The 12092-nt window shown below is 40.6% G+C and carries 11 protein-coding genes; 2 read left to right on the forward strand and 9 right to left on the reverse strand.

The window, feature by feature from the left end:
- Positions 1–127: 127 nt before the first annotated feature.
- The 5 genes from MUO14_RS02280 to MUO14_RS02300 form a co-directional block, all read right to left on the reverse strand.
- Complete coding sequence (locus MUO14_RS02280) at positions 128–640, reverse strand: adenine phosphoribosyltransferase (protein ID WP_244753450.1); 513 nt, start codon at positions 638–640, stop codon at positions 128–130.
- Positions 630–2951 (reverse strand): single-stranded-DNA-specific exonuclease RecJ, encoded by a 2322-nt coding sequence (recJ, locus tag MUO14_RS02285; protein WP_244753451.1) that lies wholly within the window; start codon positions 2949–2951, stop codon positions 630–632. Before recJ ends, MUO14_RS02280 begins: the two co-directional genes overlap by 11 nt.
- A gap of 57 nt (positions 2952–3008) precedes the next feature.
- Positions 3009–3356, reverse strand: coding sequence for a LapA family protein (locus MUO14_RS02290; protein ID WP_244753452.1), 348 nt, complete (start codon positions 3354–3356; stop codon positions 3009–3011).
- Positions 3357–3627: 271 nt separating this feature from the next.
- Positions 3628–5904 carry a protein translocase subunit SecDF gene (gene secDF / locus MUO14_RS02295; protein ID WP_244753453.1) on the reverse strand — a complete coding sequence of 759 codons (2277 nt, stop codon included), beginning with the start codon at positions 5902–5904 and terminating at the stop codon, positions 3628–3630.
- Positions 5905–6068: 164 nt separating this feature from the next.
- A complete protein-coding gene (locus MUO14_RS02300) occupies positions 6069–6365 on the reverse strand; it encodes a post-transcriptional regulator (RefSeq protein WP_244753454.1) in 297 nt (98 codons plus the stop codon).
- Positions 6366–6489: 124 nt separating this feature from the next.
- On the opposite strand from MUO14_RS02300, the gene spoVB reads away from it, so the two are divergent.
- A complete protein-coding gene (gene spoVB, locus MUO14_RS02305; RefSeq protein WP_244753455.1) occupies positions 6490–8046 on the forward strand; it encodes a stage V sporulation protein B in 1557 nt (518 codons plus the stop codon).
- 21 nt (positions 8047–8067) lie between these two features.
- Here the strand turns inward: spoVB and MUO14_RS02310 are convergent, their stop codons facing one another.
- Both MUO14_RS02310 and MUO14_RS02315 read right to left on the reverse strand, forming a co-directional pair.
- Positions 8068–8724, reverse strand: a complete 657-nt coding sequence (locus tag MUO14_RS02310; RefSeq protein WP_244753456.1) for a DUF421 domain-containing protein — start codon at positions 8722–8724, stop codon at positions 8068–8070.
- A gap of 60 nt (positions 8725–8784) precedes the next feature.
- Positions 8785–10074: an ArsB/NhaD family transporter gene (locus MUO14_RS02315; protein WP_244753457.1), complete on the reverse strand. Its 1290-nt coding sequence runs from the start codon at positions 10072–10074 to the stop codon at positions 8785–8787.
- 157 nt (positions 10075–10231) lie between these two features.
- Between MUO14_RS02315 and MUO14_RS02320 the strand changes: the two genes are divergently transcribed.
- Entirely contained in the window at positions 10232–10621 is a 390-nt protein-coding gene (locus tag MUO14_RS02320; protein WP_244753458.1) for a TIGR04086 family membrane protein, read from the forward strand.
- Positions 10622–10666: 45 nt separating this feature from the next.
- Here the strand turns inward: MUO14_RS02320 and yajC are convergent, their stop codons facing one another.
- Both yajC and tgt read right to left on the reverse strand, forming a co-directional pair.
- Positions 10667–10930, reverse strand: coding sequence for a preprotein translocase subunit YajC (gene yajC, locus MUO14_RS02325; RefSeq protein WP_244753459.1), 264 nt, complete (start codon positions 10928–10930; stop codon positions 10667–10669).
- 15 nt (positions 10931–10945) lie between these two features.
- Positions 10946–12085 carry a tRNA guanosine(34) transglycosylase Tgt gene (gene tgt, locus MUO14_RS02330; RefSeq protein WP_244755448.1) on the reverse strand — a complete coding sequence of 380 codons (1140 nt, stop codon included), beginning with the start codon at positions 12083–12085 and terminating at the stop codon, positions 10946–10948.
- Between the last annotated feature and the right edge of the window lie 7 nt (positions 12086–12092).

A 12092-nucleotide genomic window follows, 5' to 3' on the forward strand; every position in this document is an offset into this window, starting at 1 on the left:
TGCCCCCTGCAGCTAGACATAGAAAAACGCAAAAGGGGCAGTTCGACAATATAATGCCATTCTTAATTTTTTATTCCATTACACGTAAAACAAAGAGCGTCCTGCTAAGAGGACACTCTCCTTCTCTTTAATATTGCATTAATGTCAACACATCGTAGCCATCAAGCTTTTTTCTTCCATCTAAATATGTCAATTCAACAAGAAAGGCACAGCCGGCGACGACCCCTCCGAGCTCTTCTACTAGTGCAATGGTGGCTTCAATCGTTCCCCCTGTTGCGAGCAAATCATCTACAATAAGTACACGTTGACCCGGCTTGATGGCATCTTTATGAATAGTAAGAACATCTTTTCCATATTCAAGTCCATAATCTACTTTAATGGTGTCACGAGGCAATTTGCCTTCTTTTCGTACTGGCGCAAAACCAATTTCAAGCGCATAAGAAACAGGACAGCCTACGATAAATCCGCGTGCTTCCGGCCCTACGACTAGATCAATCTCTTTATCTTTAGAGTAGTCGACAATTTCGTCTACTGCAGACTTGAAGGCTTTTCCATTATCCATTAATGGAGTAATATCTTTAAATGTTATTCCTTTTCTTGGCCAATCTTGTACGATAGCGATATGTTCTTTATAATCCATTTACTACTTCCTCCTTGAGGCTGTTCCTCTGTGTATCAAGCCAACTCTTCAACTCTTTATAAGTCGAATAATATAAAGATTGCTCGACATATAATTGACTTTTTCTTTCTTGATAAAGAATTGAATCTGTCAAATCTCTATGTGAAGGAGTTGAATTAATCGTAATAAGACCGTCTTCTATTTTAACAAAATCTAGTTCAAAAAACACCTGTGAAATAAAATCAACCATTGACCGATCCCAGCCTTTTCTGGCTGCCAGTTTTTCTCGATCTTGGTTAAGATCAAACTTTTTACGCTTTACTAGCATACCATAAAACCATTTAAAGTGGTCGCGTGTAGGCCACGTTTTCAGAAAAGCACCTTCGTTTACTTGATAACAGGCATATAATTTCCCCGGCCTTACCTCGTTCAATAAGTTAGATAAATCAGACAGTTGCTTCGGTAAATCTACAAGCAAGAGTCCATCCACTTCGTTCAGTCCAGCTAATTCTGAGGGAGCATAGACGGGAAGCTGAAAAGGAATCTCAGTCGTGTCCCGAAAACTAACAGCTGCATACGTTTCCTGATCTGAAAGACTCATTTGTTTCTCAATGTGCTTCGACCCCCTTAGGTCAAATAGCTGCCATGAAGATACCTGCATATCCTTGATCATAATTTGCACATTTTTTTTGCCGTTCCATTCGTTAACACTAAGTTCCCCTATTACCTCAAGCTCTGCATGTGGCGATATGTGTGGATACGAGTCCCCCATGCCAAAAGCAATCCCATCCAGTTTAGCGGACTGCTTTTGAAAGGTAATCTTCAAATGGTTTTTACGGCTTCCAATTCGTCTAAGTTCTTTAGGTGTTTGCTTAACATGAAACAATGGCTTAGGATTTCCCATCCCAAACGGCCGCAGTTTATTGATTTCTTCTATTTGCTGTAGGGATACGTCCTCTATTCCTACAGACATCTCAACATCTAGAACTTGCTGATAATCTTCCGGCGAAAGCTTCTGCTCAGCTAGGTCACTCAATTGTTGTCTTAAGTTATCAATCTCGTTCACATCAAGTGTCATGCCTGCTGCCTGGGCATGTCCCCCAAAATGAATGAAACGATCTCTCACTTCCATACAATTGGCAAACAGGTCAAAGGCATCAATACTGCGAGCCGAACCTTTTGCTTGCTGTGTTTCGGAGTCAATCGCTAGAACAATGGCGGGGCGGTCAAATGTTCGAACTAATTTTGAGGCGACAATACCGAGAACTCCTGGATTCCATCCCTCTTTAGCTACTACGATGACATTGCTCAGCTCCTGCTCCCCACTCTTCAACATTTCTTCGGCTTCTTTTGCTGTATCAGCAACAATTTTTTGCCGTTCTTGGTTAAGCTGATTAATAAGTGAAGCCAGGCGATCTGCTTCAGCACGGTCCTCCGTTAAAAACAGTTCCACAGCTGGACTTGCATCTTGCAGACGTCCAACAGCATTGACTCTTGGTCCGATAGTAAAGCCAATCGCCTCTTCATCAATGGCTCCATCTAATCCCGCCACACTTCTTAAGGCTTGTATACCTTTTCGATTGGAACGTGATATTGCCTTCAAACCGTAAGAGACGAGCACGCGATTTTCATCATGTAAAGGAACGAGATCTGCTATCGTTCCTATGGCGACCATATCTAATAAATGTTCAGGGAAGCGACCTAATAAAGCTGTAGCAAATTTAAAAGCCACGCCTACTCCAGCAAGCTCCTTAAACGGGTAGGCTTCAGACGTTTTCGGATGAATAATTGCATAGGCCTGTGGAAGAGTCTCTTGTACTTCATGGTGATCTGTAATTATCAGATCAATTCCAAGCTCCTTTGCAATATTTGCCTCATGAATAGCTGCTATCCCTGTATCTACCGTAATAATGACGGAATATCCATCCACAGAAGCTTGCCTAAAAGCAGCTTCATTAGGCCCGTACCCTTCTGTAAAACGATTTGGTATGTAGTAATCAGACTGGGCACCAGCTTCCGACAACGCTTCGATCAAAACTGTTGTGGAGCTAACACCATCAGCATCGTAATCTCCGAATACCAGAATCTTTTCATCATTATCAATGGCTGACCGAACTCGTTCGATAGCCTGTTCCATATCATCCATTAAAAACGGATCATGTATATCATCTAAAGATGGATGAAGAAATCGATCGATCGCATCAGGATCCGTAAGATTCCTTTTTTCTAATAGTCTTTTCGTTACATCTGACATCCCTTTGACAGGGAATGCCTCAGATGTTTGATCTTCTTGTATATATGTAAAATTCCATTTCATTTTACTTTGTAACATGAATTCACCCCTGACCCATCTATTATACAAGAGGGATTCAGGGGTAGCAAATTACACTTATTTCACATCTGTATTCGTGTCTTTAGCCTGGCTTGCATCGTCAGCCTTCTCGGTCGTCTCTTGAGCGGCCGAAAACTCGTTAGGGGTAGCATGCTCACTGTTTTTTTTCTCAAGCTGATTTGTTAATGAGCGATTTTCGCGTTGTAATCTGAAGAAGCGTACAGCACCTACTGAAGCAGTAATAAGTACTCCCATAAGCACAGACACGATAATAACCAAAATTAAAGGCGCCTCCCCTGTACCAAATAGATAATTGACCTGGACAGGGTCCACGTTAATAACGGCGAACACCGCAATTAGTAATGCAAATATGAGTGCAAGAATAATATACGTTTGTCCTTTCATTGTTCGACCTCCTTAACCATTTAATGCTTCATTCTCGTTATACCCTATTTGGCAAGAAAATAACCAACAGATAGATGAGGAACTAAGCAGTAGATCTCCAACGATTCATTGCACGTGATTTTTATTAATTGCATGAAATTTTTGTTATTTGCACGAAGTCCCCGTTAATTGCACGTAATTTAAATTATATGCACCAAACAGGTCTATATTTGAACACTTCTTAAAAAAAGCGACTGTCCATTGATTAGGACAATCGCTTTTTTCATCATTTTTATACTTGTGGACCGCCAGTATTTTTCTTTTTAGAAAAATCAATCGGCTTTTCTTTAATACTCTTACCACGCCATACAAGCCACAGCTGTGCAGCGAGAAACAGGGAAGAATACGTACCGGCAATCAACCCAATCACAAGGGCGAAAGCAAAGTTAGTAATCGAAGAAGCTCCAAATATAAGCAGCATGAGCGCGGCAAAGACAACTGTCAGCACGGTATTAAGGCTTCGAGCCATCGTTTGAAGCAAACTATCATTAACAATCTTAGCTAACTCCTTAAAGGATTTCACTTTTTTCTTCAACCTGACGTTCTCTCTTATTCGATCAAACGTTACGATCGTATCATTCACCGAGTAACCAACGATCGTTAATATAGCAGCGATGATGGTCACATCGAACTCGAGTTGTGTCACTCCAAATAATACAATCATGAAAAACGCATCATGGAGCAAGGCGATAATCGCCGTTATGGCAAAGAATAGTTCAAATCTTATCGCCACATAAATAATAATCCCGATGGACGCATATAAGACAGCGAGTGCCGCATTTTTAGCGAGTTGTTGCCCTACAATAGGCGATACTGTACTTATATTAGGCGTATTCCCATATTCTTCTTCAAAATAGTTTTGCACTTCAGCTACTTGTGCTTTACTAAGTTCATCCTCCAAACGCGCAACCGCAATTTCACCGTTATCACCGGAAATCACAACTTGCTTAGGATTTAGCCCAAACTCACTTTCAAACGTTTCTTCGATCTGTTCTGCTTCAACATTGTCATTTGCCAAAATGGAAACACGTGATCCGCTTGTAAAGTCGATTCCTAAGTTAAGTCTAAATACTCCTAGAACGATCGCACCGGCTACAAGTAATAGAATAGATAATGTAAAGAAACGTTTACGCGCTCCAACTAAATTAATTTTACGTTTGAAGAAAGTAGCTTCTACTTCCTCACCCTCTTCAATAGAATGAATGTCTTCAGGTTTCACTCCAAACCATCTTGGGCGTTTATTTAGAAAACGGCTTTTCACCCATAAGCCCATAAACAAACGGGTTCCATAAACGGCTGTGACAAAGCTGACTAAAATACTGATGATCAACATTGTCGCAAACCCTTTTACAGAGCTTGTACCGAAAGTGAAGAGTACGGCAGCCGCAATTAATGTGGTTATATTCGCATCCAAAATCGTTGTCAGCGACCGTTTGTTTCCAGCCTTGAACGCTGACATAACAGACTTACCGGATTTAAGTTCCTCTTGTATTCGCTCGTAGGTAATGATATTGGCATCCACAGCCATCCCTACCCCTAATATGATTGCTGCTATTCCTGGCAGTGTGAGCACACCTTGCAGCAACCCAAACACAAGCAAGACTAAGTAAATATAGGCGGACAGTGTAACAACAGCTATAACACCCGGGAAGCGATAATAAGCGATCATATAAAGAAAGATCAAAGCAACCCCAATAAGCCCGGCATAGACCGTTTTATTCATAGCCTGCTCCCCAAATTGGGCACCGACGGATGTAGAATAGGTTTCAGTTAACTCAACAGGTAGAGAGCCGGCATTGATAAGATCTGCTAACTGCTTGGCTGATTCTACTGTGAAGTCACCTGAAATTTGTACGGTGTTACTTCTAACCGGCCCATCAGGAAAGGCTGGTGCAGAGAGATATTTTGGATCTTCTGTACCATATTCTTCCGCAAACGATGTTTCTTCATCATAATCCAACCAGATAACTAACAAATCTTCAGGATAAGGTGTACTTGGATCTGGTTCCTTATTTACGATCTCTTTAGATACTTCATAAAATTGCGAGGCATCTTCCACTTCTAAAGAAACGACAGGGTTATTATTTTGATCATAAGTTTGCTGGGCACTGCCTTCAACTAAGTCAGCCCCATCCATATATTCATTTCCTTCTACCCCTCTAAATGATAATTCCGCTGTCGTGGAGAGAAGATCTCTCGCTTCTTCCTGATTCTCTACCCCAGCTAATTGCACACGAATTTTCGTTTCATCTTCAATAGATATATTCGCTTCACTAATTCCTAGTGCGTTGACGCGTTGAGTTAATGACTCTACAGTCGCCTCCATAGCTGTTTGGTTTAATTCCTGGTCTTCATTCAGTGGCTCTACATCATACAAAATTTCAAAGCCGCCCTGTAAATCCAATCCTAAGTTAATATCTTTTGTCACACCAGTTATGGTTGTGCCAATTGTAGCAGCTACTATGATAACTACTAGAAAAAAGGCAACAATCCGACCCCTTTTCACCATAACACCCTTTGCCTCCTTCGTCTCATTCGACACGCTCTTAGCTTATGTAAAAGAACTGCGATACAAGCTACAGACCATTACTTTATAAGCATTACAAAATCCTAATTCACTATGTTTTCACTATTAACAACAATAGACTCATTATAATACGTAGTCAATGGATGTCAATCTGACTCCTTTTCGTTTGACAATGCTTGAATAGAAGCCATTAAATCCTCATCTTGATAGGCTTCAACGGTTATATAGCTGACAAATTGATTTGTACTAAGATGAAGTATGTCCTGAACAACTTGATGCAGCCTTTTTTCCGACTCTTTTTTCCATACCTTCTTCTGTAAGCAATTCCACACCTCTTCTGTAGTCGCTTTTTGGTAACCCATTTCTTGAAGTTCCTCTTTTTTACTAATTAGTACGGGAATCACTTCAACTTTCCACTCGCTCACTCGCTTTACTATTTCCATATGGACACTCCCCCGCAGTCTCTAGTTTTCAAAGCTTTTAAAAATCCATTGTCATGCCTTGTCCATCCTATCGCATATACTTCATTGTAGCTGAATTCCATTTTTTTGAGAAGGCGGATCTGTTATGTCTAAACAAACCTTTCTTCATGGTGCACTAATTCTAGTCGCGGCAGGACTGATAACGCGTTTACTCGGCTTTGTCAATCGGATTGTTCTCGCGCGGGTGATGGGCCAGGAGGGGATAGGTCTTTATATGATGGCCCTTCCTACATTATTTTTAGCATACACCATTACTCAATTTGGCCTTCCAGTAGCAATAGCTAAAAGGGTATCAGAGGCTGAAGCAATTGGAAATGAACGACAGATTAAGCGAATTCTAGTCGTCTCTCTTACAGTCACTTGCTCGTTGAGTATTGTGTTTACAATCGGTCTATTTCTACTCTCCCCCCTTGTAGCTAACCATTTATTAACCGATCAAAGAGCACTGGCTCCACTTCTAGCTATTATTCCGATCCTTCCTATTGTCGCGATCTCATCTGTATTGAGGGGATACTTTCAGGGCAGGCAAAACATGAAGCCACAAGCGATATCACAAGTCATTGAACAAGTCGTTCGCGTTTGTCTAGTCATTCTATTAACAAAACTGTTTCATCCTTATGGAGTCGAGTATGCAGCAGCTGGAGCTATGGTTGCTGTCATCTTAGGTGAACTAGTTTCTTTGTTTTATATGACTCGTCAATTTAATATCCATAAGAAATTTAAACTTAGGAAAACGTGGAAGAAACATGTGGAAAATGGGAAGAACACGTTGAATGAACTGATGACGATTGCGTTACCCACGACCGGCAGCCGATTCATCGGATCATTGACGAATTTCTTTGAGCCGATACTTGTAGCACAAAGCTTAGCCATTGCAGGATTAACCGCCATTGAATCTACCAAACAATACGGTGAGCTGACCGGATATATTTTACCCTTACTGTATCTACCTACTTTTCTGACACATGCGCTTTCAGCGGCACTAGTTCCTTCAATAAGTGAAGCATCTGCCATGAATAAATCTACAACAATACAACACCGTATCTTACAATCAATTCGCCTTTCCCTCGCTTCGGGAGGGCTGGTTACCATCATTTTTATGATCTTTCCATCTATTATTTTGATGACCATTTATGGTACAAGTCATGGAACATTCTTGTTGCAATTCATGGCTCCATTTTTCCTGCTGCATTATATTCAAACACCTTTGCAAGCAAGCCTGCAAGCATTGGATCTTGCTAAATATGCTATGTGGAACACCTTAATAGGAGCAATTATAAAATTCACTGTCTTAGTTGGTCTAAGTTCTAAACCAGAATTTGGCATCCACGGGGTAGCAGTTGCTATGGTTGTGGGAGTTGTAGTAGTCACACTATTACATTTATTGGTCCTTATGCGTCATGCCAGTTTCAAACTTCCTCCCCTTATGGTTATACAATTTGCAACTGTGATAGCTGGTACCGGGTGGCTCGGCTATCAACTAAAGGCACATTGGTTGGTGACTAGCCAGCCACTGCCTCAAATGATGGCACTTGGTGTAGTTTTAACGATCGTCTATATCATTCTGTTGTTTGTCTGCCGGATGATATATATCAGCGAATGGCGATTAATCCCCTGGGGGAAAATATTTAAACACAAGTAGCCCGCAAGCTTAACTTGCGGGCTACTCTTTCGTATATTCATCTTCTTCGTCAAGCCACAGTTCGCCTTTATCGTTAATGGAACATAATGAAATTTCTTCAAATGATGTATATCCCCGTTTTTTTACTTCGTTCATAAGCCAGTGTTTATTTTTTCTAATCGTCTTTAGACCACTATACTGTACTTTCCCATCGGCAATTAAAATCACGGCATACCCTGAGCTGCCATCCCTTTCTTTTTCAAAAACGGAGAGCTTTCCAGAGGGTTCAAGGACTGCATAAGCAACTCTGTCTACTTGTTGAATCCCTTGTTCACGAAGTTGTAGCAGGAGGTCAGAAAAGTTGTAGCGCTGCTTTCTCATTTCCTTCTCATCTATTTTCCCATGTTTAATTAACACCGAAGGACGTCCATCAAACCAACTTCTAAATCGCTGACTTTTCAAGGAAAAGATCGCACTTCCCCATTGAATAAGTAAAAGAATGAATATAGGAACCAGAGCATTCAGCATAGAGGATGTCGGTTCTTCAATCACAGAGACGGCAATCTCCCCAAAAATGATAAATACAACGAGATCCATTACACTTAACTCTCCAATTTCTCTCTTCCCCATTAGGCGAAACACAATTAATATAATTAAATAGGTTATAATCGTACGTACAATGATTGTGCCTAGAAACATGATTCACCATCAACCCTTCACTATCACCTGCTTCTCTTAACATGACCTAAAAATCACATCTTATGATAAAAAAGGGACTAAATAACGTAGGAAAACGTAGATGGTACAAATGATGAGAGAGAGAAGCATAACAGGAATGCCGTAAAGAGCAAATTTCATAAAAGGAATAGGGTGTTTATGGCTGGCTGCGATCCCTGCAACCACAACGTTCGCTGAAGCCCCAATGAGAGTCGCATTTCCTCCCAGGCAAGCTCCAAGGGCTAGCGACCACCAAATAGGATCCACATTCATCATTCCATAGCCCTGAAGCTCTTGTACTACAGGAATCATGGCTGCAACAAAAGGAATATTATCAACAATTCCAGATAGTAGTCCTGAAATCCATAACATCATTATTGATGTAACCGGCATGTCTCCTCCAGATAAAACCATCATCCCTCGAGCGATTTCATCAATAATTCCAACTTTTTCAAGTCCGCCTACCAACATGAATAATCCAATAAAGAAAAATAAGGTTACCCACTCTACCTCTTCAAAAACCCGTTCAACCTCAATTTGCTTATCTGTTAAAAATAATAGCAGCAAAGCACCACTCACAGCTATCGTCGTAATATCCATGTGAATGACAGGATGAAGCATAAAGCCTGTAATCGTCAGCATTAATACAAGAATGGAATGAAACAAGAGCTTGTTGACAACCACATTTTCTCTAGCATTCATATCCATTAATCGATACGCTAACTGTTGATCGTAAACAAGCTTCTTTTTAAAAAGCAGTAAAATAATCACTAGGACAATCATAAAAATAATGAGGACAACAGGACCTAAATGGAAAAGGAAAGACAAAAAAGTAAAATGTTCGACGGCCTGTCCTATCATAATATTTGGCGGATCACCAATTAACGTCGCTGTACCACCGATATTTGCGAAAAGAATGGTGGTTAACAGATAAGGGAAGGCCGGCAAATTCAAACGGTCCACTAAGGATAATAAAACAGGTACAAATAACATCACCGTTGTCACATTATCTAAAAAAGCAGAGCCCACAGCTGTAAAGAGTGCGGTAACGATCAGCAAAGGGACAGGTCTTCCTTTAACCATTTGAGCAAGCTTTATGGCAGCGAAGGAAAAAACACCCGTTTTTTTAGTTATCGATACAAGCACCATCATAGAAAATAAAAGGGCAATGGTTTCCCAATCAATAAATCCGATTGCTTCCTCCCAATCAAGTACTTCAGTAATAAGAAGCAGTACTCCACCAGTTAAAGCAACAATTGCCCTGTTCCATTTCTCCGTCATAATTAAGCAATAGCTGGCGACAAAGATAAGTAATGCAAGCATGGTTGTCATAGACTTACTCCTTCTAAAATGGTCTTTTCTTATACCTATTCAAAAGGTTGGTAAAATATCTACTTCTATCTATAGGGTTTTTATGCATATATTCTTAGAGACAAGTTAGAAAAGGAAAACGTCATAATTTTTTACTCTTAAAAAGGGGATGGTGCATATGAAAAAGCTTATGCAAGGGGTTCTTGGTTACGGAATAGGATCAATACTGATTTTGATGATGGTTGTTGCCGCTGTTCTAGCTATTCTTCTCCGCTTTACTTCGATTGATATTGACACATTAAATCAAATTTCTCTAGTAGCCGGTTTAACGATTTTAGCCTTCGGTGGCTTAATTGCTGCTTACAAAGGAGAACAAAAAGGATGGTTATCGGGAGTCTTAACAGGTCTTGTATTCGTTGTTGCTATGATAGGTTTTCAATTGATTTTTGAGAATTCCTGGGTAACGTTATCCCAGTTAAGCTATTTTTGTGGACTGGTTATTGCAGCTTTATTAGGGGGAATGATTGGAGTAAATATGCCTAGGCGAAGCACAGACAACAAATCATAAATCACTGTCATCAAACAAAAATCCCGCCTTAGCGGGATTTTCTCATTAATCTTGATTTAATCTTTCACGGATTGAAGAACGATCAAATTTCATTTGTGTACCATCCTGTGTAGTAATAACTAAAGTACCCTCATCTAAAGCATGAATTGTACCATGAAGGCCTCCAATTGTAATAATTCTATCTCCCTTTTGAAGTTCCGTCTGCATTTGCTGCACTTTCTTTTGCTTCTTCTGTTGTGGACGGATTAACAAGAAATAGAATATGACAAACATCAAAATAATCGGCAATAACCCTACTAATGTATCCATTCATTTTCCCCCTTTCTAAAAGTTCTTTGCATTTGGTTTGTTGAAACCATACTTTTCAAAGAATTCTTCTCTAAAGTCACCGAGTCGATCCTCTCTAATGGCCTCACGAACTTGCCTCATTAATTTTAACAAAAAATAAAGATTATGATAAGTAGTAAGCCTAAAGCCAAAAGTTTCATTAGCTTTTACTAGGTGGCGGATATAGGCACGGCTATAGTTCCGGCATGTATGGCAATCACATTGCTCATCAATTGGACGAAAATCTCGTGCAAATTTAGCATTTCTTACAACTAGCCTTCCCTGGGACGTCATACATGTCCCGTTTCTTGCGATTCTCGTAGGTAAGACACAATCAAACATATCAATACCACGAATGGAACCGTCAATGAGGGAATCCGGAGATCCAACCCCCATGAGATAACGCGGCTTGTCATTCGGTAACAATGGTGTCGTGAAATCAAGCACACGGTTCATAACATCCTTTGGTTCACCAACAGATAATCCACCTACGGCATAGCCGGGAAAGTCAAGAGAAGTGAGGTCCTTCGCACTCTGGCGGCGCAAATCCTCGTACTCTCCACCTTGGATAATACCAAACAACCCTTGTGAATCTGGCCGCTGGTGACCTTCAAGACACCGCTCTGCCCAGCGGCTCGTCCGTTCCACAGACTTTTTCATATAATCGTGATCGGCTGGGTATGGCGGGCATTCATCAAAAGCCATCATTATATCGGCTCCTAAAGAATTCTGAATCCTCATCGCCTTCTCAGGAGATAAAAATAATTTCTCTCCGCTAATATGATTTCGGAAATGGACGCCTTCTTCTTCAATTTGCCTTAAATCACTTAGGCTAAAGACTTGAAAACCACCAGAATCCGTAAGAATCGAGCCATTCCAATTCATAAACTTATGCAATCCGCCTGCTTCCTCTACAATATCTTCTCCAGGGCGAAGCCAAAGATGATACGTATTAGAAAGAATGATAGAAGCGCCCATTCTCTCAAGCTCCTCAGGACTCATGGTTTTCACTGTAGCGAGCGTACCTACAGGCATAAACATTGGTGTTTCAAACGAACCATGAGGTGTGTGAACACGGCCAAGTCTCGCACCTGTTTGCTTACATGTTTTTATTAATTCATATGTGACTGCCACGATTTCTATC

It is taken from the genome of Halobacillus shinanisalinarum (assembly GCF_022919835.1).
Taxonomy (GTDB): Bacteria; Bacillota; Bacilli; order Bacillales; family Halobacillaceae; genus Halobacillus_A; species Halobacillus_A shinanisalinarum.

What these genes read in the sequence shown, in the direction of transcription:
- MUO14_RS02280 (WP_244753450.1), bottom strand. Translation starts at nt 640, where the DNA reads ATGGATTATAAAGAACATATCGCTATCGTACAAGATTGGCCAAGAAAA.
- recJ (WP_244753451.1), bottom strand. Translation starts at nt 2,951, where the DNA reads ATGTTACAAAGTAAAATGAAATGGAATTTTACATATATACAAGAAGAT.
- MUO14_RS02290 (WP_244753452.1), bottom strand. Translation starts at nt 3,356, where the DNA reads ATGAAAGGACAAACGTATATTATTCTTGCACTCATATTTGCATTACTA.
- secDF (WP_244753453.1), bottom strand. Translation starts at nt 5,904, where the DNA reads ATGGTGAAAAGGGGTCGGATTGTTGCCTTTTTTCTAGTAGTTATCATA.
- MUO14_RS02300 (WP_244753454.1), bottom strand. Translation starts at nt 6,365, where the DNA reads ATGGAAATAGTAAAGCGAGTGAGCGAGTGGAAAGTTGAAGTGATTCCC.
- spoVB (WP_244753455.1), top strand. Translation starts at nt 6,490, where the DNA reads ATGTCTAAACAAACCTTTCTTCATGGTGCACTAATTCTAGTCGCGGCA.
- MUO14_RS02310 (WP_244753456.1), bottom strand. Translation starts at nt 8,724, where the DNA reads ATGTTTCTAGGCACAATCATTGTACGTACGATTATAACCTATTTAATT.
- MUO14_RS02315 (WP_244753457.1), bottom strand. Translation starts at nt 10,074, where the DNA reads ATGACAACCATGCTTGCATTACTTATCTTTGTCGCCAGCTATTGCTTA.
- MUO14_RS02320 (WP_244753458.1), top strand. Translation starts at nt 10,232, where the DNA reads ATGAAAAAGCTTATGCAAGGGGTTCTTGGTTACGGAATAGGATCAATA.
- yajC (WP_244753459.1), bottom strand. Translation starts at nt 10,930, where the DNA reads ATGGATACATTAGTAGGGTTATTGCCGATTATTTTGATGTTTGTCATA.